This window comes from Brucella sp. TWI559 (assembly GCF_039674265.1).
GTDB lineage: Bacteria > Pseudomonadota > Alphaproteobacteria > Rhizobiales > Rhizobiaceae > Brucella > Brucella chromiisoli.
Genome location: NZ_JBDJNE010000006.1, coordinates 63,618 through 85,103, shown reverse-complemented (window position 1 = coordinate 85,103; position 21,486 = coordinate 63,618). Strand labels below are relative to the sequence as shown.

The following is a 21,486-nucleotide window of genomic DNA, read 5'->3' as shown; positions in this document are numbered from 1 at the left end:
ACTCCGGATCAGACTAGGGAACGGCCCTTGGCGTCAATGGCATTGGCAACAGCTTCATCGGTCGCTTCATCAGGCAACAGCATTTCATTATGTGCCTTACCAGATGGAATCATCGGGAAGCAGTTGGCGAGATTGGCAACGCGGCAATCAAAGATAACCGGCTTTTTGACTTCAATCATTTCCATAATCGCATCATCAAGCTTCTCTGGTTTATCGCAGCGAATACCATGCGCGCCATAAGCTTCTGCCAGCTTCACGAAATCTGGCATTGCTTCCGTATAGGAATGTGACAAGCGATTGCCATGCAGCAACTGCTGCCACTGACGAACCATACCCATATATTGATTGTTCAGGATGAAAATCTTGATCGGCGCTTCATACTGGATGGCAGCCGACATTTCCTGAATGCACATCTGGATCGACGCATCACCAGCAATATCAATAACCAGCGCATCAGGATGCGCAATCTGAACACCCAGAGCCGCAGGCAAACCATAGCCCATGGTGCCGAGACCACCCGAAGTCATCCAGCGATTTGGTGCGTCAAAATCCATGAACTGTGCAGCCCACATCTGATGCTGGCCAACTTCGGTCGTGATATAAGTGTCACGATCCTTGGTCAGTTCATTCAAGCGCTGCAACGCATATTGCGGCATGATCACGTCTTTGTTCGGCGTATAGGCCAGTGACTTTCGAGCACGCCAGCGGTTGATCTGCTCCCACCAGGCAGCAATTGCGTTCTTTTCGGGCTTCTTTTCGGAAGCGCGGAACTGACGAACAATATCTTCGAGAACATGCGCCACGTCACCGATGATCGGCACATCAACGCGAACATTCTTGTTGATCGATGATGGATCAATATCGATGTGAATCTTGCGCGAATGCGGAGCAAAGGCATTGAGACGACCCGTGATACGGTCATCAAAACGCGCACCAACGCACAGCATGACATCGCAATCATGCATGGTCATATTGGCTTCGTATGTGCCGTGCATTCCGAGCATACCCAGCCAGTTCTTGCCCGATGCAGGATAGGCACCCAAGCCCATCAGGGTCGAAGTGATCGGGAAATCGCTGATTTCAACCAGCTCACGCAAAAGCTTCGTTGCAGCAGGACCGGAATTGATAACACCGCCGCCGGAATAAATGACAGGCTTTTTGGCGCTCAACAACATTTCAACAGCCTGCGCGATGGCCGACTTGTCACCCTCGATCGTTGGGCGATAGCTGGTGCGCGGTGCAGTCTGCGGCGGTGTATAAATACCGGTCGCAAACTGAATATCCTTCGGGATATCAACCAGAACCGGCCCCGGACGCCCTGTTGAGGCAATATGGAAAGCCTCATGCAAGACGCGCGAAAGATCGTTGACGTTGCGAACCAGCCAGTTGTGCTTGGTGCAAGGGCGGGTAATACCAACCGTATCGGCCTCCTGAAAACCATCAGAGCCAATGAGTGTGGTCGGAACCTGACCGGAAATGCAGACCAGCGGGATCGAATCCATAAGCGCGTCCTGCAAAGGCGTAACAGCATTGGTAGCACCCGGACCAGACGTAACCAGCATAACGCCAACCTTGCCCGTCGAACGCGCATAGCCTTCAGCCGCATGGCCTGCGCCTTGCTCGTGACGAACAAGAATATGCTGAACCTTGTCCTGCTGGAACAGTTCGTCATAGATCGGCAGCACGGCACCACCCGGATAACCGAAAAGATGTTCCACACCATGATCAATCATAGCCTGAACCACCATTTCCGCGCCGGTCATTTCGCGTTGCCCTGCGGAGATCGTCGCCGCCTCGCTTTTTGCTGCCGTCATCGTCTTCACTTCCCGTCTGCTTTACTTAATCAATTCGTTGATGTTCAGATAACAAAAAAGGCCCCCGAGGGAGCCTGTCTTTCGCGCATGGGAGCTTTCGCCGGATGGTTACACCATCCTGCCCATGCGCGTTCGTACCACAAGAATAAGAGCTGTTCTGTTCATGCCGGGGAGACTAATCAGCGAAAATCGCGGCGTCAACGCGAAAATGCACAAAACACGATATTTTCTTATATAAAAGAGGCCATCTTGATAAGATTATTGCCCTGACAAGGCTTCTTCAGCAGAGCCATACCTCTTCCAGCTCTCATCAAGCTGGTTTCTAAACCATGTTGATTGCCGTTTCGCATATTGGCGCGTGGCGATAACGGAAAGCTCTATGGCTTCTTCGCGCGGTATTTCGCCAGAAAAAAATGCTGAAATCTCACGCACGCCGATCGCTTTTAAAGCCGGCAGTGCAGGATCAAGATTCAGAGCCATTAATGCACGGACTTCATCGAGCGCGCCCTGATCCCACATGAGTTTGAAGCGCCGCTCAATCCGCTCGCCCAACCATTTGCGATCCGGCAACAACACGATTTTGCGCGCGCTCGCATTATCGATCAGTGCCGTTCCGGTATTCCTCTGCCAATGCAACAGAGACTTGCCTGTTCCCTCAAACACTTCCAGCGCACGCACAATACGCTGGCTGTCTGTGGGGCGCAACGTCGCTGCAATCTCCGGGTCGCGCTCTGCAAGCAATCTATGAAGGGCCTCTGCGCCCTCCTCGCTCATTTTGTTGCGCCAATGCTCACGCACATCAACAGCCACTTCCGGCATCTGCGAAAGCCCGCCCAACAGCGCGCGGAAATAAAGCCCTGTACCCCCGACAAAAATCGGTGTGCGCCCTTTCAGATCATCCCGCGCCAGCAAAATTTCAACATCGGCAAACCATTTGCCCGTCGAATAGGAAACGGATGGAGCCACATGGCCATACAGAAAATGATCAGCTTCACGCAGTTCGTCAGCCTGCGGACGTGCACTCAAAAGGTCGAGCACATCATAAACCTGCATGGAATCGGTGTTGACGATAAAGCCGCCTGTCTCCTTTGCCATATGAAGCGCAAGAGCCGACTTGCCGCTGGCCGTCGGTCCAGCTATCAGGATTGCACCCTTTACCGCTTCACTCATCGCAGGAAATGTTCCTCATGTCCCGATCCGCTTCCCTTATTGCTACACTGATTGCCAATCCGGCCAAAGCGTCGCTTATTCCATCTTTGGGGATTAAAGCCTCGGCGGCAGTCAATGCAACCGGACTTTACTGGCTGGCAGACGGTATTGCCTGCGACATACCGCTTCCATCCACAATCGGGCATGAAGAAGCAGATCAGGCATTGCGCGCCGCCCTTGATGGCGCCCCAGTCGATGTCGTGGTGCAGGAACAGGACAGCCGACGCAAGAAAATTCTGATTGCCGACATGGATTCCACAATGATCCAGCAGGAATGCATTGATGAACTGGCCGAAGAAGCTGGCCTGCGCGAGCATGTTGCGGCGATTACTGCCCGTGCCATGAACGGTGAAATCGAATTCGAACCAGCATTGCGTGAACGCGTTGCTCTGCTCAAAGGTCTGCCGCTTTCGGTGATCGACAAGGTTATCTCCACCCGCATTTCGCTGATGCCGGGCGGCGTTGAACTGGTCCGCACCATGCGCAAGCACGGCGCTTACACGGCACTTGTATCTGGTGGCTTCACATCATTCACAAAGCGCGTCGCAGAAATGATCGGCTTCAATGAAGACCGCGCCAACACCCTTCTTCATGACGGCGCGCATTTGAGCGGCACGGTTTCCGACCCTATTCTCGGCCGCGAAGCAAAAGTCGAAAAGCTTGTCGAAATTGCTGATCGCCTCGGCCTTACCCCGCAGCATGCAATCGCCGTCGGCGATGGCGCCAATGATCTCGGCATGATCCAACTTGCAGGCACAGGCGTAGCACTTCACGCCAAGCCAGCCGTCGCGGCACAGGCGAAGGTGCGCATTGATCATGGTGATCTCACCGCGCTCCTTTATATCCAGGGCTATCGAAAATCTGATTTTGTGGAATGAGGCCTTTCTGAATCATATTGAGAGCCAATGCCTGCAAGTGATTCAAACACCAAACAAAAAAGGCGTCGCAAATTCTGCGACGCCTTTTATTTTTATGTAAAATCAAAGCCTAATCGATGCGGATCGTGACAAAACGCAGCTCGCCCGAACGTGACGCCAACATCAAAAGCGCATTCTTACGTCCTTCACGACGAAGAGCATCGATACGCTTCTTCACATCCGCTGGCGTTTTGACCGTCACCTGCCCAACATCAACAATCACATCGCCAGTTTCGATACGTTTTTCGCTGGCAGCAGAACCCGGAGTTACGTAAAGCACGGCCACCCCTTCCACATCTTCCGCAATGCCGAACTCGCCACGCACATCATCATTGATCTCGGCAAGTTTCATGCCCATGACTGCCGTCGTAGCAGTCTGTTCCTTCTGTTCTTTTTTCTGGGTATCAGACTTTGGTGCATCAGGTGCTGCTTCCCCGTCTTCCATATCCGGTGGCGGTGCCTGATCTTCAGTGGCGTCCTCGGTACTCTTATCGTCTTCAACCAAACGACCGAGCTTGACCTTTACAGTCTTCTCTTCGCCGTCTCTGACCACAACGACTTCGACTTCATCACCGACAGCGCTTTCGGCCACAAGTCGCGGCAGATCGCGCGCGCGCTCAACTGGCTTGCCGTCATACCGAATAACAACGTCACCCGGTTTAATCTCTTTGTTATCAACACCAGAGTTTTCGACGAGACCGGCAATCAACGCGCCTTTAGATTCTTTCAAACCGAGGCTCTGCGCAACATCATCGGTTACAGGCTGGATACGAACACCGAGCCAGCCACGGCGCACTTCGCCAAACTCTTTGAGCTGATCGATAACGCCAACAGCCATTTCAGCCGGAATAGCAAACCCAATTCCAATCGAGCCACCCGATGGTGAATAGATTGCGGTATTGATGCCGATCACCTTGCCGTCCATATCGAACAGCGGACCACCGGAATTACCCCGGTTGATTGCAGCATCGGTCTGAATGAAATCATCATAGGGGCCGGACTGAATGTCGCGTTTGCGCGCGGAAATAATACCGGCTGTCACCGTACCACCAAGACCAAATGGATTGCCAATCGCCAGAACCCAATCGCCAATGCGTGCTTTTTCCGAGTTGCCAAACTCAACGGCCTTGAGCTTATGTTTCGTCGGATCAACTTTCAGCACCGCAAGATCGGTCTTTGTGTCCTTGCCAACCAGTTCCGCTTTCAGCTTGGAACCGTCAACGAAATTGACTTCGATCTCATCAGCATCGGCGATGACATGGTTGTTGGTGACGATGTAACCTTGTTTGGCATCAATCACAAAGCCGGAACCCAGCGACTGCACTTTGCGTGAATCGCTATTCTTGCCGCCATCCTTGTCATTGAAAAAATCTTTGAAGAGATCCTCAAATGGGGAGCCTTCCGGCACCTGCGGCATCGGCACGCCGCCGTCTTCCTCGCCATCGTCCTTGACGGTCTGCGATGTCGAAATATTTACCACCGCATCCAATAGCCCTTCGGCCAAATCAGCCACAGAGCCGGGGCCCTGCCGGATCGGTGCAGTTTGCTGGGCGAACGAAGGCGTGGCGCCAATTGCAACTGTCCCCGTAAAACTCATCGCTCCAAGAGCGGCGGTTGCCAGAAGAGTGCGAGTAAAACTCGCCTTGGGTGCAATTGCCATGAAGCTCTGCTCCGTTTCTGTCTGCGGTAAGAAATCGAATAGATTAGATCGCTGCAAATTACGGCCTGTTTACGGCCCCGCATAGGGTAGAGATCAGAAATATAGCGTTTGAACTGGCTTATCCCCTGACAAGCCAGACAATGAACACACCAATTGCAAGCGCGCAAAGCCCGGCAATGCGCAACATGCTTTCAGGCGCCTCAGACGCATCACGCGCAAGTCTTTTTGCAAAAAATGGAAAGCCGCCGTAGAGCAGCCCTTCGAAGACGAAGAGAAGTCCTACGGCGGCCAGAAAATCGCTCATATGCGATAGTCTCTCTTACTTTGACGGTGTCGGTAATTGACCACCGGCATCACGGAAGAACCTAAAGAACTCCGAATCCGGTGAAATGACCAGCGTTGTATCCGGTGTTTCGAGTGCTTTGCGATACGCCGCCATCGAACGATAGAAAGCGTAAAAGCCCGGATCTTTCTTGGCCGCTTCTGCGAAGATCGCACTGCGCTCAGCATCGCCTTCACCACGAAGGATTTCCGATTCCTTACGCGCTTCAGCAAGCGTTTCGACAACCTGACGATCTGCAATAGCACGGATACGCTGTGCCGCTTCACGACCACGCGCGCGCAAACGCTCAGCTTCAGCAAGACGCTCGGCTTTCATGCGCTCATAGGTCTGCTGCGATACTTCTGCTGTCAGATCCGTGCGGCGAATGCGAACGTCTTCAATGGTGATACCAAGCGAATTCGCATCAGAACGAAGCTGGTTGGCAACTTCACGCATCATTTCACCACGCTCTTCCGAAAGCGCTGCCTCGAAGCCACGCTGACCGTAGACGCCGCGCAATGCAGCATCAAGACGCGTGCGCAGACGCTGCTCAGCAAGGATCGTGGAACCGGAGACCGTTTCACGGAACTTGCTCGGATCAGTGATGCGATAAACGAGGAAAGCATCCACGTCGTAGAACTTACCGCCAGAAACCTGAACACGAATGTCATCAAGGTCAAAGCGCAAAAGGCGATCATCGATCAGCTGAACCGAGTCCGCATCCATGAAACCAAACGGCATTTTGAAATAGATACCCGGTTCGGTTTTCACGTCGACAATCTGACCAAAGCGCAGGACGATTGCCTGCTGACGTTCATTGACGATGAAAACCGAGGAATAAAGAACGAAAGCCAGTACGGCGATGATACCGACAATAAACGGAAGCCTGTTATTGGCCATGATCAGTTACCTCCGCTATTCGTCGTTGCATCGGCAGCACCTGAACGCGGCTGCTGGCGCATAAGTTCACTTAATGGAAGGTATGGAACAACATCCTTACCCGCTTCCACGATAACCTTCTTGGTGCCGGCCAGCACCTCTTCCATAGTTTCGAGGAACAAACGATTACGCGTTACTTCGGGCGCATTCTTATATTCAGCGACAACCGAATTGAAGCGCTGCGCTTCACCGGTGGCATCCTGAACAACGCGGTTTTTATATGCAGCGGCCTCTTCGCGAAGCTGCGCTGCCTGACCACGTGCCTGACCAAGCCGCTGGTTTGAGTATTGATTGGATTCTTCTACGAAGCGATCTTCATCCTGCTCGGCACGCTGCACTTCATCGAACGCATCAGCCACTTCACGCGGCGGAGCTGCATCCTCAATGGAAACGGCATTGATCTGAATACCGGCATTGTAACGATCAAGTGTGGACTGAATGATTTCACGAACGCTCTGCGCAATTTCGGCACGGTTGTCACGGAAAACATCCTGAGCCGGTCTGCGGCCGACGATTTCGCGGATCGCACTCTCGGAAACCTGCTGCACCATGGCATCCGGGTTTTCGACATTAAACAGATAATCACGTGGATTCGAAACACGATACAGCACGGAGAACTGAACATTGACGATGTTCTGATCGCCAGTCAGCATCAGGCCTTGCGTAGCAGTACGCGACCCCTGCCCACCAATATTGATCTGCTTTTCGACGATCTGCGCCTTTTCAACGGTTTCAACCGGCCAGAAAAGGAAATGCAGGCCCGGTTCGGAAACTTCTGCCTTTGGCTTACCAAAGACCAGTTCAACCGCAAGCTCATCCGGCTGGACGGTGTAAACAGACTGAAACAGCCAGAAACCAAGAACAGCCGCACCAATCAGATAATAGAACGGGCGATTGCTGTTGCCTTTTCCACCACCGCCACCGCTACCGGGGAAAACCTTTTTCAGGCGATCCTGGCCTTTGCGCAGAATATCCTCGAGATCAGGCGGTGTGTTGGGTCCGCCACCACGCGGGCCTTTGGGTCCTTGACCCCACGGGCCGCCATTATTGGAACCGTTATTATTATTGTTATCGCCGCCGCCACCCCATGGGCCACCGCCGCCGTTCTGATTACTCCAGGGCATCCTCACCTCTCGTCCGGGAGACTGAAAGTCTATTCAACTTCCTGTCATCAAATAATGTTACCGTTTTATAGGCATCGCGAGGGCCGCTTTCAACGTAAGGCAGCCAATTTCCTGCGTTATAATTTACGCATTATAGCGTTCGTACTGAATATAGCGCGTCGGATGGCTGTCTTTTTCTCCTTGAGGCACATCTTCGCTCGAAACGGCGCGCCAGATTTGCGAATCGATTTCAGGAAAATAAGTATCGCCATCAATGGTGGCGAGAACCTGTGTCAAATACACTTTGTCGGCGAACGGTAGCGCCTGCGCATAAATCTTGCCACCCCCAATAATGCAGACTTCACCCACGCCAAGCTCAGTCGCAAGCCTTTGCCCCAGAGCGATTGCATCCTCAAGCGAGCCGATAATCTGCGCACCTTCCGCATGAAAAGCTGCATCGCGCGTTATCACGATGTTGGGACGCCCCGGCAATGGGCGACCAATGGACTCCCATGTCCGGCGCCCCATAATCACAGGCTTTCCAAGCGTCAGCGCCTTAAAGCGTTTGAGATCGGTCGAAAGCTTCCACGGCATGTCATTGTCGCGGCCAATCACACCATTTTCGGATGCAGCCACGACAATCGATAAAAACGGCTTCTGATTATGCATATCTTACACCGCAATCGGCGCTTTGATCGTTGGATCGGCTTCATAACCGATAAGCTCAAAATCCTCGAAGCGGAAAGCAAACAGATCCTTCATATCGGGATTAATACGCATGGTCGGCAATGATTTTGGCGTGCGGGTCAGTTGCAGACGTGCCTGCTCAAAATGATTGGAGTAGAGATGCGCGTCCCCGAGCGTGTGCACAAAATCACCCGGCTCAAGCCCGGCAACCTGCGCAATCATCATCGTCAAAAGCGCATAAGAGGCGATATTGAATGGAACGCCCAGAAAAATATCCGCCGAGCGCTGATAGAGCTGACAGGAAAGTTTGCCATCTGAAACATAGAACTGAAACAGGCAATGGCATGGCGGCAAGGCCATTTCATCGACCAGCGCCGGATTCCACGCCGAAACAATCAAACGTCTTGAGTTAGGATTTTCACGCAACATTTTGAGAAGATTCGCGATCTGGTCAATATGGCGGCCATCTGGCGCAGGCCATGAACGCCACTGATAACCATAGACCGGACCAAGATCGCCCTTCTCATCCGCCCATTCATCCCAGATCGAAACGCCATTTTCCTTGAGATAGGCGATATTGGTATCACCTTTAAGGAACCACAGCAGCTCATGAATGATGGAGCGAAGATGCAGCTTTTTGGTGGTCAGAACCGGAAATCCCTCGGCCAGATTAAACCGCATCTGATAGCCAAACACTGAGCGCGTGCCTGTCCCGGTCCGATCGCCACGGTCAGCGCCATTATCAAGCACATGCTGGAGTAGGTCGAGATAGGTGCGCATAGGGGATACTTTCCGGGTCGATTCGTCAAAGCCCAATATAGGAAAAACCCCGGCGTTATGACACCGGGGTTTCGATTTGCCTGTGGACTGAAATTAAAGATCGCCAAGCTTACCCAGCTGTTTGGCAACCAGATAATAAAAGGTAACGCGATGCTTGTTACGATCGCCCTTCATGACTTCTGCGACATGATCGACGACTTCGACAGCTTTTGCCTCGTCAGCGACACCAAGCTTCTTGTGCACCCAGCTATCGCGAACACGCTTCATTTCTTCAGGGTCAGTTGCCGAAACGAGGGAGGAATCACGATTGCGCAGGGCAATGCCAAGATGCTTTACGATCTTCTCGACAACGGCTTCATCAGCGCCAGCATCATAGCGACGGACATCCGCGATATAGTCACTCATCTATCCACTCTCCTTCGATTGGTTTTAGCCCCGGTTAAACCTCCGCTACAGCCGGACGATCGCAATCCTATTTCCGGCATGCACCGATAGTGTGTTGAGGATTGACCAGCCTGCCCTGCCTGTCAATGAAAATGAACGCAAAAAGCGAAGTCGGAAGACGGGCAACAACCTGTTAAATAACAACTACCCTCTTTCAATCGGAGAAAAGGACGCCTATATACAGGATGTCAGCGCAAGCTGACTATGGTGATAAACGGACGATGTAATAAACCTATTGGACCCGGGGGCGGTACCCGGCGCCTCCACCACAACGCAAGAAGCATTAAAGGCGCGTTGCGCTGTGGCGGGGGCGAAATAGGATCGACAAGGGTGTAAAGATCGCTCTTTTGCTCGGCATGATACCACCGTTATCGGGTCAATTGAGTAGTTGCAAATGACAACAAAGCTCAGGGTTACGCTCTCGCTGCTTAATCGCGGTGCGGGAAACCCACTCTAAGTCCTTCTGGTTAGCACCTTGAGGCGGGGTTCGGAGGCACCTGGCAACAGAAGCCTCCACTTTCCCTTCACTGCTTGATTAGATAGCTGCGACTTGCGTGCCGGGCTCTGATTTGCGTGCAAACACAATCAGCGCAAGCAGGAATGCCATCAGCGCACATATCGCAATTCCACCGATCATCGGCCGTGCCGATCCGTCAAAAAACGCACCGGTGATCGCGATCGCAATACCGCCAATGACAAAATGCAGCGTGCCGAGAAGAGCAGATGCCGTTCCGGCAATGTCTCCGTGATCATCCAGCGCGAGCACCGCTGTGGTGGGAATCACCAACCCCAAAAAGCCATAGCCCACGAACAAGAAGCTCGCGATCAGCCACAGGGAATTATGCCCCATCAAAACAGCCAGAAACATGGTCAGCATGACAGCCGCAAAGCCCGATACAGCAACGCGCATTACGCGCCGCAACCCATACCGCGAACCAAGCCAGCCATTAAGCTGCGACACACTGAAGAACGACACCGCATTTATCGAAAACGCAATCGCATACTGGCTCGGGCTGAGGCCATAATGATCGATCATAATAAACGATGAATTCGCCAGATAAACGAAGAACGAAGCAACGCCGAAGCCGCCAATACAGGCAAGCCCCATAAAATAGCGATCCTTCAGCAACCGACCATAACCCGCCAGTGCACTGCTGATATTGCTTTCAAGCCGAGCCTCGCTGCACCGCGTCTCCTGAAGTGATGTTGCGATCAGCACAACACCGACAATTGCGGCCACCAGCACTGCCCAGAAAACACCACGCCAGCCAAAGAAATCGATCAGCACTGAACCGCTTAACGGTGCAAGAATCGGCGAAATCGAAAACACGAGCATCAAAAGCGACATAAGCCGCGCCGCATCCACACCAGTGTGAAGATCACGCACGATGGCCCGCGGAATCACACTGCTTGCCGCAGCACCCATCCCCTGAATAAAACGAAACAGCACCAGAATATCGATATCGGTTGCCAGTGCTGATCCGACACTGCCGATGGCAAAAAGGATAAGCCCACCATAAAGCGGCAGCTTCCGCCCGACCATATCTGACAGTGGCCCCACGAAAAGCTGTGCAAGCGCCAAAGCAATGAAAAATGCCAGCAGACTCATCTGCACAGCACTCGTCTCAGCATGCAGATCCGTTGCAATCATAGGCAAGGCAGGCAGATACATATCGATGGCAAACGGGCCGATCGCCGACAACAGACCAAGAATGAGCGCATTGCGAAAAAGACCGGAAGTCATCAAGCCGGAAGGAGAGCCTGAGCGGGAACCTGAACGCATCGGGGGAGCACTTTCATCAATGTTTCGTGAGCTATCTTCTGCGATTTTGAACCCCCTTGGCCCGCGGCACCGCTTGGGAGGATGGAAAGACCAGGGTCCAAATATCGCAAAAGAATCTCTATCCACATGTTAATGCTGCATAATCTCAATCATTCCCACGATAGTTCCGCCCCCAGGCGCCCTATCGTAGCCCTTGTAAATAGTGCAGCAGCCCTCATAATGGACAGAATGTCAAAACCGATTTGACACAACTGTAAAATTAGACACCATTGTCCAACGCGTCAAGTCATCTTATGTTATGAATATGAAACCTACTGACATGCTCGATATAGCAATTTTGTCCGACCGGCAGTCCGCCCTTTCAAAGGGTGGCAATCCTGCGTCCGTGAAACCGGGACAATGCATGAAGCGCGACTTCATTCTGTGTGCCGCAGCGCGCGTTTTTTATCGCGATGGCTTTCAGGGCGCGAGCATCGATCTGATTGCAAGCGAAGCAGGCGTTTCCCGCCAGACGATCTATAATCACTATCGCGACAAGGAAGCGCTGCTTGCCGCCGTTGTTGATGATGCTTTTGACAGAATGACGTCCAGCCTTTTCGCCGTGCTTGCAACATTTCCGCAGTCCAGCGAAAATCTTGAAGAAGACCTGATCGCCTTTTCTATCCGGATGAGCCGCAACTGCGTGCATGATTCGTCCACGGCCTTCCTGCGCAAGCTGTTCCAATCCGATGAAGATGCTCTTCCTCTGCACGCCAATGTCTGTAGCAACAAAGGCCCAGCACAGGCGGTCCCCGCTATTGCAGCGCATCTTGCACGCCTCGCCCTTGCTGGCGATTTGGAAATCCAGGACCCGGACCTTGCGGCCTGTCATTATCTGGCGCTGATCAATGCCGATATTCACTACCATCTTCTGACAGGACAAAGTGTCGACGATTCCATCATCGAGAAAAGCTCGATCAATGGCGTCAGGACATTTCTGATGGCCTTTGGCAAACGCGCATAATTTCCAGGCCGAACGTTTGAAATTCACGCTTTGATTGTTCTTGGTAGGGCGCCAGCGCAAAGGTTGAGCTTTTTCCTGAGATAATTTTAAATTCTCTCGAGAACAAACTTGACATCAACCTGCGAATCCGTGGGATAAGCAAACTATGGTACAGGACCTGATCCGTTACGATATTTTAGCTCAGGAAGCCCTCCGCGGCGTCATTCGCAAGGTTCTTGCGGAAGTGGCGACGACTGGCTTGCCGGGAAACCACCACTTCTTCATCACGTTCCTCACCGGAGCGCCTGGTGTACGAATTTCATCGCGCCTCAAGGAGAAATATCCTGAGCAGATGACGGTGGTATTGCAGCACCAATTCTGGGATATGCTGGTTACAGACCAGCTGTTCGAAATTGGCCTGTCCTTTGGCGACGTTCCTGAAAAGCTGACAATTCCCTTCTCTGCCATTCGCGGCTTCTACGATCCATCGGTCAATTTCGAACTGGAATTCGATGTGTCCGTTGTGCAGCCGACGAGTGACAATGACGAAGGCAGCAATATCTCTTCGATAGAACTGATTTCTGCCGAAGAGACACCGGCCAAAAAGCCTAAGTCAAAGCCGCGCAAAACGGCTGCTGAAAAGGCGGAATCGGCTGCAAAGAATAAAGAGGACGCCGATGGCGACGATACGGAACCAAAGCCGTCCGCCGATGTCGTGTCGCTTGATTCCTTCCGAAAAAAATAATGGTTCCCATCGTTTAAATCTTTTGCGCCGGTAGATGAAACATTTCTACCGGCATTTTGTTTTAGCCAAGTCAATTCAGCAAGATAGAGCATTTTCAATGGTGCAATCAAAACAGGAAATGCTCTAAACATCTCAGTTGACTTTGATCAATGCATGAAGAGTAATGTTTACCGTAATATTTTCTCGACGTGACACATCTGGATTGGCTCTATCATGCTACGTTTTGTTGCTCAGTTGGTCTTATGGTTTAGCGGAATTATCGCAGGCATATTTGTTGCAAAAGATGCACCAAATTTCCCGCTCTGGCAGATGACGTTCGGTCTGGTTCTGCTGATAATACTCTCGCTGATCATATGGTTTTTGACCAATCCCAAATCTCCAGACAAGTAGAGTTATCTAGACTTCGAAAGCTTGCAACACGGCAACCATTCATGAGCGAGATCGTCAACCTGCGTCAGTTCAGAAAGAACAAGGCACGCACATCCAAAGAAAAGCAGGCAGAGGAGAACCGCATCCTCTTTGGGCGCACCAAGGTCGAGAAGGACTTTGCGCGGCAAGAAGCCCGCAAGTCTGAGCATTTTCTCGTAAACAACAAGCTTGAGCAAAGCAACAAGCCGGACGATGAGACGTGAATCCGTCATCGCGTCTGCGGAAGCGTTCAGTGAACATTCGTGGCCATGCCACCAGCTACACGCTTGAAGAGCCATTCTTCGAAATTCTTGAAGAAATCGCGCAGCAACGAGAATTGTCCATGGCAGCATTGATTGCTGAAATCGATGGACAGCGTGACCGCACAATCAACCTTTCATCGGCCTTGCGTCTCAGCGTGCTCGACTGGCTGAAATCAAAACGAACCACCTAGGACGTGTGGACTGCTATATTTTGGTTCGTGACATCGATGAGAATAACCGAACCTTGCATCGCAAAACCGCTTCGCACTTTTTCTGGAAATGCTCTAAAGCTTGGGTCTTGCTGCGCGTGATTGTTCCAGATCTTTCAAAAACTCGTTCAGTGACTGGCCACCCTGCCCGTTCAAATTCGCAGGCGGCGCGCTTTCCACATCAGGCTTTTGCGCCTCTAGAGCCTCTCTGGCGGCCTGTTCCCGCGCCTGCGCTTCTGCCTTAAGCCGCGCTTCTTCCTGCAACCGCAAGCGCTCACGTTCCTGCGCGTCCGACAAAAAGAGGTCCAGTTGCCGCCGCAAACGCTGCTTTTCCATAATGCTGGCCTGCATCGCCTCGACCCGTTCCTGTTCACGCTCAAGCGCGCGCTGTGTCAGAAACTGCACGAGCGGCTGACGGTCAATGCTGACTGACGGATCATCGTAAGTTCCACCAACAACATATCGCAGACTGGCCGCACCGGCGGTATCCGTACCGTTGGCACCATCGAAAGCAAAGCTGCCATTGCCGCTTAGGCCCAATGTCGAAAGATCAATCTGCATATCGCCGGCAAAAAGCGTATCACCGCTTCTTAGATTGATGGGTCCCACCCGCACGATACCGCCTGCAATGGAGAAGTCGATCTTGCTGTTTCCTGCTGCAAAACGTCCCTTTCCAGATGCAGCCTCGGCAATGGAAACGAATTGCTTTGCATCCACCTGGGCGCCGCCTGATGGCTTGTCTGCAATCGTGTCAGCAGCCTTGAGCATTTCTGGAAAGGCTGTGGGATCAACGCCATTGATGACGAAATTCTCAACATCAACACTGCCAGATCCAGTCAGAGAGGCAACAAGTTCGGCCATGCTGGAACCGCTGCCGTTCAACGTCATGGCGGCCTTCATTCCGCCCGCAAAAGGAGCGCCGCTCTCAGGCCGATAAATATTGACGAGGTCCGCCCCGCTCCATTTGAGGTCAGAATTCAGCAATGCAGCCTTGTCATTGTTGCGCAATGAGACATTGCCCACCAGATAGCCGCCTGCCCAGTTTCCCGTCAGCTCATTGAGACTAAGCTGATCCATACCCTTCTGGAGCCGCGTGGAAAAATCAGAAATGGTACCGAAACTGCCCATTTCAGCCTGCGCAACATTTAACTTCATATCCAGAAGCAGCGGCAGCGACGGGCGCACCGAAAAACTACCCATTGGCCAGATGGACTTCTTGCTGTTCCGCGAAGGCTCCAATGCGTCCTGCCCAAGCATAATGGCAGCCAGACTGTCCAAATCGAGCGAAGCAAGCTTGGCCTCGCCCTTGATTTGCGGCAATCCGCTATCGGCAAAATTGGCTTCGAGCCGTGCGCTCACATCGTCTCCGCCGAGCTTACCGGCAAAGTTCGGAAACCGTAACAAGCCTTTGGCAAACTGGAAATCGCTGGACAGATCAGCAGACAAGCCTTCGCCAAATCCCGGCAATGTATAGCCTGCCGTCGCAATGAATGGCTGCAGATCGGCCGATTTTATACTGGCCTTGCCGCTTGCAGCAATATCTCCGCCAACCAGCGACAGAATACCATCGGCGAGCGCTGTTCCGTCGGGCGCAGTCAATTTGAGTTGCGTGCGCATGCCGGCACTTGGCGCGCCCTGCATCGTCAGATCAGCGGTGAGTTCGCCCGCCAGCCCAAGCGGCAATGATGGCACGCCAAGCAAAGCAAGAACGGTTTCGCCATTTTGCGATGAGGCCGTTCCGTTCAACTGCATCTGCATCGGATCGCTCTCGGAACTGCCGCCGCTCGTTGTACCGGAGAGATCAAGTTTCATCCCACCCGCTTTGCCGGTCACACTAAATGAGGCTTCACCGCCCTTCGCGGGTGCTTTCGTGGGCGTTTCTTTGGTGCGCGCGCCCTTATCCTTGCCTGTTGCAGGCACTGGCGCACCATCGCCGCTTGGAGCCGCAACGGCATTGGCGATGATATTTATCTGCGTATCATCAAACAGCCCCGGATAGTTGTCAGCACGTGCGGAAAGTGATCGTAAAAGTGGGATTTGCGGGTGACGATGCGCGGCCAATGTCAGAAAATGCGACAAATCAGCAGAAAGCAAAGTCGCATCAAGCGTACCTGAAGGTGCGGTGGCAAACGGTTCATAGGAGCCGGTGGCCGTCAGGGTTGTGCCCGCAACATCACTGATCAGCAGCCGGTCAAAATCAAAGCGACCATTATGAACACGAACCGCAAGATCGACGGCACCTGCCTCCATGTCCTCATACTGAACCGGACCTGCTTTAAACGTAATATCAAGCGCTTGGCCACGAAGGGAAGCCATGCCCTGTCCGCTTGAGAAAAACCCGATAAATGCACGTAATGCGTTGCTGTCTACCGCACCGCCATCAAGGCGAAGCGTAATCGCGGGATCTGCCGAGCCGATAACCTGCCGCAGGAAACTACCTTTAAGCGCGGTTTTTCCCATGCCGATCTCAAGATCGTCAATGCTCTGCACACCTTCGCGCAGATTGACCTTGCCGGAGAACCCGACGCTATCAAGTTTACGGATCGATTCATCAACCGTTTCGTTGAGCCAGGAAGCAAGCCCGGAGGGCTGACGCGATGCCACAAGCATATCACCCTCAAAACCGAAATCCCGCCCGACCGAGAGCTTGCCCTTGGCTTCAACCTTTGTCCGGCCCGGCAGATCAGCCGCAAACTGCCGAATATTCCAGCGATTGCCATCAGGCTCCGCACTGATCATGACCGAACGAATCGTGGTGCCGCCGGCAATCACTGCTGGCAGGCGCAAATCGACATTGCCCGGCATTCCGGGAATAGGCAGTTGCTCAAGCACGCGCCGCACCAGAGCCAGCCGTTCATTCACCGGAACAGGCGCAGCCAGCTGATCGACCGTCGTCTCAACCGGCCCCCAGAAAATCTGCTGCCCATCAGCGCTAATTTCAAAATGCGGCTTATCACCATAATCGATCAAAGCCTTGCCATTCACTACATATGGATTATCGGCAGGCCCCTGCTCCATACGAAATTCGCTGGCATCAAAACGGCTTCGATCAGCATCAAACTTACCGCTTACGCGCAGGTCACTGAAAAACGGCTTCTCAGTGGCAAGTTTCTGATTTTGACCAGTTGGAGAAACCGCATCGGCAGAACGCAACGAAAAATTGCCGGCATAGTTCAGCCGACCCTCATCAAGCGTGATGTCGCCATCCGTTTCAAACGATGCCGGCATGGCTTCAGGAGAAATCCGCGCACGCAGGCGCAAGGAACCCTCTGGCTTTGCTTCACCGCTGTTAAGATCAAGTGCGAACTTCTGACCTTCAATGAAAAGCGAACCCGTCGCCTGCCACGGCCCCGCGAGAGTATTGGCCGACAGCACAGCATTGATTGCAGTTGCCGCATAAGAACGACCGCTTGCTCTGTCAGTCAGCGTCGCAGTACCGTCAGCGACCGAAAGCCGCTCGATCTTGATTTTCGACGGATCAATCGGCGTTGAAGGACGGATCGCCCAGTCAACCTTACCGGCCTTATCCAGCGAAATGTTAACATTGGGGCGGTCAACCCGCATATCGAAAATCAAAAGCTCGCCGCGCAGAAACGGCATCAACTCCGCATCCATCGAAAACGTATCGACCGTCATGACCGGATGCGCGCTATCTGCACCCACACGCACATCAGAAAAAGCCACCGATGGAAAGGGCAGAAGCCGTGCACTGACATCGCCAGCCACATGAACCGGGCGACCGAGAATCTGGCTCGCCTCACGTTCAAATTCGGCACGATAGCCGCTCCAGTCGACAAATGGCGGCACGACCAGCGCTGCTGTCAAAAGCAGCACCAGCAGCCCACCAACGATGACGAATATGCGGCCCAAACGACGCTCCGATAAAATGCTTAATGCGCGCCGCATGAAACAAATGCTGAATCACGCGGTCTTTATCGGTGCAACATAACGGCATCGTTCCGGCGATAACAAGGCAAATTGCTTTTCACTGAAACGATTCATGAGCGATATTGAATCGCCTTCTCAAAAAGGCGGCTCAATTCACTGATTTGAATCATCAAATCAGAATTTTTCCGGGATTCATGATATTATCCGGATCAATCGCTTTCTTGATCATCCGCATGTAATCGATCGCTTCACCAAGCTCCATCGCGAGGTACTTCATCTTGCCCTGCCCGATGCCGTGTTCGCCCGAACACGTGCCTTCCATGGCGATTGCGCGCTTGACCAGACGATCCATGAAATCTTCGGCGCGCTCCATCTCCGCTGCATCATCCGTATCAAGCAGCAAAAGAAGATGGAAATTGCCGTCACCAACATGGCCAACGATAGGCGCGATAAGACCACTTTCAGCCAGATCTTTTTCCGTTTGCGCAATGCAATCCGCAAGCCGTGAAATCGGCACACACACATCCGTCGAAACACCCTTGGCGCCGGGACGCAGAAGGAAGGATGCAAGATAGGCATCGTGCCGCGCACGCCAGAGCCGGTCGCGCTCTTCCGCCTCATTGGTCCAGCGGAATTCGCCGCCACCATTTTCTGCGGCAATCTCACCAAAGATTTCGGCCTGTTCAGCGACGCCGGTTTCCGTGCCGTGAAACTCAACGAACAGATAAGGCTGCGCCTCATAAGGGAGTTTGGAATGCAAAATCAGCGCTTCCATCTGAAGCTTGTTGACGAGTTCAATACGTGCAACAGGAATGCCCATCTGGATGGTTTCAATCACCGCGCGGCAGGCCTTCTCAATATCCGGAAACGGGCAGATGCCGCCCGATACCGCCTGCGGTATCCCCTGAAGCTTCAGGGTTAGCTCGGTGATGATACCGAGTGTCCCTTCAGAGCCAATCAGAAGCCGCGTCAAATCATAGCCTGCAGCGGTCTTCTTCACGCGCTTGGAGGTTTCAATCAGGCGGCCATCGGGCATAACAGCTTTGAGCGCCAGCACGTTCTCACGCATAGTGCCATAACGCACCGCATTGGTGCCGGACGCGCGCGTCGAAGCCATGCCGCCAAGTGTGGCATTCGCACCCGGATCAATGGGAAAGAAAAGCCCGGTATCGCGCAAATATTCGTTGAGTTCGCGACGTGTGACCCCCGGCTCGATAACGCAATCTAGATCTTCCGCATGAACTTTCAAAACGCGGTTCATCTGTGTAAGATCAATTGACACACCACCCGCAGGCGCATTCACCTGACCTTCAAGCGAAGAACCGGCACCAAAGGCAATCACCGGCACCTTATGCTCCGCACAGATGCGGACAACATCCTGCACGTCCTGCGTATTCTGCGCAAAAATAACGATATCAGGTGCCTGTGTCGGCACATAGGTCGTCGTGTGGCCATGCTGTTGGCGGATTGCCTGCCCGGTCTGCGCGCGCTCACCAAATCGCTGTTTCAGGATTGCAACTGCGGCAGCAATGCCCTCCTCATTACGCTGAAGGGCAACCACATTCTGAAGCGACATTGTTCATTCTCCGTATTTCAAATTATGCAGCGCTCAAAGCCAGCGCGATGGGGTCCTGCCCCAGATGCTCGGCAATCGCCCGCACAACAAGATTGTGATCTTCACGCTGCGGCAGACCGGAAACAATCGCTGCTCCTATCACCCCTGCACCTGTCACATGGATCGGAAAACCACCGCCCGCCAGCGCATAATCGGCAACATCAAGTGCCTTGTGAGCAGCAAACATCTTGTCGTCGCGGTTCTGTTCCAGAACAAGGCGATAGCTCGACGCGTGAAACCTGCGCACGACATTGAACTTGCGGCGCAGCCACTCACTGTTGTCCACAGTTGTTCCAGCCGTTGCAGCAAAGAACAGGCGACGATCCCAGAGCGAAATATCAATGGCAACTGAAAGCTTCTGCTTAATGGCCAGATCACGGATGCGCTGGCCCAGCGAAAACGCGTCATTCTCGTTGAAAGATGTGAAAATCAGCGCCTGTTCCTGCCGGATGATCTGCTTGATATCGTCGCTCTGAGCCATGATCCTTTTTCTCCCGAAAACTCTCGTAGCGTTCTTTTGCGCCCTCAATCACGTGATTGCAACAGATGAACCCTGCCTTCAAACTTGATTGATCGCGCGCGAAGCGCTAGTGGAGCCTTATGGCTGAGAACCCCAACATCGACATACCCGCTCAAGACGACCGGATACCGGAGTTTATTGAAACTGCGGTCTTTAAACGTGATGTGTTTTCCGAAACCCGCGCGGGCTATTTTATCGGCGATCCTGAAACGCGCATCATCCGCCGCGTGGTCAGCGCAGCACCTTGGTGGTCAAAGCCGCTGGCCTGGATTTTGGCGCGACGCGAAATCCGTGGCCTGAAAACAGTACGCGGCATCGAAGGCGTTCCACAGCTTCTTTATACTGATCGCGACGGGCTTTATCGTTCCTGGACCGAAGGCACCCCGCTGCATCTTGCGCGGCCCTCCGATCCCAAATGGTATCGCACAGCGCATCGAATCCTACGCGACATGCGCCGCATGGGGGTCACCCATAACGATCTCGCCAAGCCGCAAAACTGGCTGATGACACCGGAAGGCGAAGCTGCGGTCATCGATTTCCAGCTTGCAAGTGTGCATCGTCGTCGCGGCGCTTTCTACCGGCTGCTCGCCTATGAGGATTTCCGCCATCTGATCAAGCAGAAGCGCGCCTTTGCTGCCGATCTGATGACGCCGACCGAAAAGCGCATTCTGGCGCGCCGTTCGCTGCCATCGCGCATCTGGCTCGCAACCGGCAAGAAGGTCTATAATTTCGTCACCCGTGGCATCTTCAATTGGTCAGACGGTGAAGGCACAGGCGACCGCATCGACAATGAAGGCCCAGCCATCATGGCAGCCCTCAAGTCTGATCCACGCGTGAAAGATGTGGCGCTGGCGCTTTATTCGCTGCCCGCCAAGGGCGTTGGCCTTTATGCTTTCGTTGAAACGCTCAATGCGGATGAAAAAAGTCTGCGTGCGCGGCTCAAAGGCACCAAGCTTGAACTCATCCAGCCGGCTGCACATTTGCCGCGCCGGGCCGATGGAACGATCCGCGACGATATTCTGCGGCTGATCGCCATGAACCAGATGACTGAGCTCGACGACCTTCTAAGCCGCGAGCCGGAAATGCGCGATCTTGTCGAGGCACTTGCTTCGCATCGGCTCAATTTCACGGATCGCCGCGTAACTCAACTCGAATAGTTTCACGCTTTCGCTGGTTTTTCATCGGCGAATCACTACAT

At 53.2% G+C, this 21,486-nt stretch carries 19 protein-coding genes and 1 other RNA gene; 7 read left to right on the top strand and 13 right to left on the bottom strand.

Going from position 1 to position 21,486, the window contains the following annotated elements; translation table 11 throughout:
• Positions 1–8 precede the first annotated feature (8 nt).
• Both ABE530_RS09815 and miaA read right to left on the bottom strand, forming a co-directional pair.
• Positions 9–1,814 (bottom strand): acetolactate synthase 3 large subunit, encoded by a 1,806-nt coding sequence (locus ABE530_RS09815; RefSeq protein ID WP_499694391.1) that lies wholly within the window; start codon positions 1,812–1,814, stop codon positions 9–11.
• Between the two features lie 258 nt (positions 1,815–2,072).
• The gene (gene miaA / locus ABE530_RS09810; protein WP_499694390.1) at positions 2,073–2,984 is read right to left on the bottom strand and encodes a tRNA (adenosine(37)-N6)-dimethylallyltransferase MiaA; all 912 of its coding nucleotides are present in this window, start codon (positions 2,982–2,984) and stop codon (positions 2,073–2,075) included.
• A 17-nt stretch (positions 2,985–3,001) separates the two neighbouring features.
• Here miaA and serB point away from each other — a divergent pair, with 17 nt between their 5' ends.
• The gene (gene serB, locus ABE530_RS09805) at positions 3,002–3,901 is read left to right on the top strand and encodes a phosphoserine phosphatase SerB (RefSeq protein ID WP_499694389.1); all 900 of its coding nucleotides are present in this window, start codon (positions 3,002–3,004) and stop codon (positions 3,899–3,901) included.
• A 109-nt stretch (positions 3,902–4,010) separates the two neighbouring features.
• Here serB and ABE530_RS09800 read toward each other — a convergent pair whose 3' ends face one another.
• The 7 genes from ABE530_RS09800 to ABE530_RS09770 form a co-directional block, all read right to left on the bottom strand.
• Positions 4,011–5,600: a Do family serine endopeptidase gene (locus ABE530_RS09800; RefSeq protein WP_499694388.1), complete on the bottom strand. Its 1,590-nt coding sequence runs from the start codon at positions 5,598–5,600 to the stop codon at positions 4,011–4,013.
• Between the two features lie 118 nt (positions 5,601–5,718).
• On the bottom strand, positions 5,719–5,904 hold the full coding sequence (locus ABE530_RS09795; RefSeq protein WP_265985389.1) for a DUF2065 domain-containing protein: 186 nt from the start codon (positions 5,902–5,904) through the stop codon (positions 5,719–5,721).
• A 15-nt stretch (positions 5,905–5,919) separates the two neighbouring features.
• Positions 5,920–6,822, bottom strand: coding sequence for a protease modulator HflC (hflC, locus tag ABE530_RS09790; RefSeq protein WP_265985390.1), 903 nt, complete (start codon positions 6,820–6,822; stop codon positions 5,920–5,922).
• Between the two features lie 2 nt (positions 6,823–6,824).
• Entirely contained in the window at positions 6,825–7,985 is a 1,161-nt protein-coding gene (gene hflK / locus ABE530_RS09785) for an FtsH protease activity modulator HflK (RefSeq protein WP_265985391.1), read from the bottom strand.
• A gap of 123 nt (positions 7,986–8,108) precedes the next feature.
• Entirely contained in the window at positions 8,109–8,633 is a 525-nt protein-coding gene (locus tag ABE530_RS09780) for a dihydrofolate reductase (RefSeq protein WP_499694387.1), read from the bottom strand.
• Positions 8,634–8,636: 3 nt separating this feature from the next.
• Positions 8,637–9,431: a thymidylate synthase gene (locus ABE530_RS09775; RefSeq protein ID WP_499694386.1), complete on the bottom strand. Its 795-nt coding sequence runs from the start codon at positions 9,429–9,431 to the stop codon at positions 8,637–8,639.
• Between the two features lie 93 nt (positions 9,432–9,524).
• On the bottom strand, positions 9,525–9,836 hold the full coding sequence (locus ABE530_RS09770; RefSeq protein WP_265985394.1) for a DUF2853 family protein: 312 nt from the start codon (positions 9,834–9,836) through the stop codon (positions 9,525–9,527).
• Positions 9,837–10,023: 187 nt separating this feature from the next.
• Here ABE530_RS09770 and ssrA point away from each other — a divergent pair.
• Positions 10,024–10,393, top strand: a transfer-messenger RNA (tmRNA) gene (ssrA, locus tag ABE530_RS09765).
• 17 nt (positions 10,394–10,410) lie between these two features.
• On the opposite strand, the gene ABE530_RS09760 is transcribed toward ssrA, so the two are convergent.
• Positions 10,411–11,619: a multidrug effflux MFS transporter gene (locus tag ABE530_RS09760; protein WP_499694461.1), complete on the bottom strand. Its 1,209-nt coding sequence runs from the start codon at positions 11,617–11,619 to the stop codon at positions 10,411–10,413.
• Positions 11,620–11,956: 337 nt separating this feature from the next.
• Between ABE530_RS09760 and ABE530_RS09755 the strand changes: the two genes are divergently transcribed.
• The 4 genes from ABE530_RS09755 (at position 11,957) to ABE530_RS09740 (ending at position 14,247) form a co-directional block, all read left to right on the top strand.
• Positions 11,957–12,661 (top strand): TetR/AcrR family transcriptional regulator, encoded by a 705-nt coding sequence (locus ABE530_RS09755; RefSeq protein WP_265985395.1) that lies wholly within the window; start codon positions 11,957–11,959, stop codon positions 12,659–12,661.
• A 145-nt stretch (positions 12,662–12,806) separates the two neighbouring features.
• A complete protein-coding gene (locus ABE530_RS09750) occupies positions 12,807–13,385 on the top strand; it encodes an SspB family protein (RefSeq protein ID WP_499694385.1) in 579 nt (192 codons plus the stop codon).
• A gap of 431 nt (positions 13,386–13,816) precedes the next feature.
• Complete coding sequence (locus ABE530_RS09745; RefSeq protein ID WP_499694384.1) at positions 13,817–14,017, top strand: DUF4169 family protein; 201 nt, start codon at positions 13,817–13,819, stop codon at positions 14,015–14,017.
• On the top strand, positions 14,014–14,247 hold the full coding sequence (locus tag ABE530_RS09740; RefSeq protein WP_265985399.1) for a ribbon-helix-helix domain-containing protein: 234 nt from the start codon (positions 14,014–14,016) through the stop codon (positions 14,245–14,247). The genes ABE530_RS09745 and ABE530_RS09740 overlap by 4 nt, the downstream gene beginning before the upstream one ends.
• A 93-nt stretch (positions 14,248–14,340) precedes the next feature.
• Here the strand turns inward: ABE530_RS09740 and ABE530_RS09735 are convergent, their stop codons facing one another.
• From ABE530_RS09735 to ABE530_RS09725, 3 genes are all read right to left on the bottom strand, one after another.
• Entirely contained in the window at positions 14,341–18,135 is a 3,795-nt protein-coding gene (locus ABE530_RS09735; RefSeq protein ID WP_499694460.1) for an AsmA family protein, read from the bottom strand.
• A 187-nt stretch (positions 18,136–18,322) separates the two neighbouring features.
• On the bottom strand, positions 18,323–19,729 hold the full coding sequence (locus tag ABE530_RS09730; RefSeq protein ID WP_499694383.1) for an FAD-binding oxidoreductase: 1,407 nt from the start codon (positions 19,727–19,729) through the stop codon (positions 18,323–18,325).
• Positions 19,730–19,751: 22 nt separating this feature from the next.
• The gene (locus ABE530_RS09725; RefSeq protein ID WP_499694382.1) at positions 19,752–20,249 is read right to left on the bottom strand and encodes a heme-degrading domain-containing protein; all 498 of its coding nucleotides are present in this window, start codon (positions 20,247–20,249) and stop codon (positions 19,752–19,754) included.
• Between the two features lie 119 nt (positions 20,250–20,368).
• On the opposite strand from ABE530_RS09725, the gene ABE530_RS09720 reads away from it, so the two are divergent.
• Entirely contained in the window at positions 20,369–21,445 is a 1,077-nt protein-coding gene (locus ABE530_RS09720; protein WP_499694381.1) for a serine/threonine protein kinase, read from the top strand.
• Positions 21,446–21,486 lie beyond the last annotated feature (41 nt).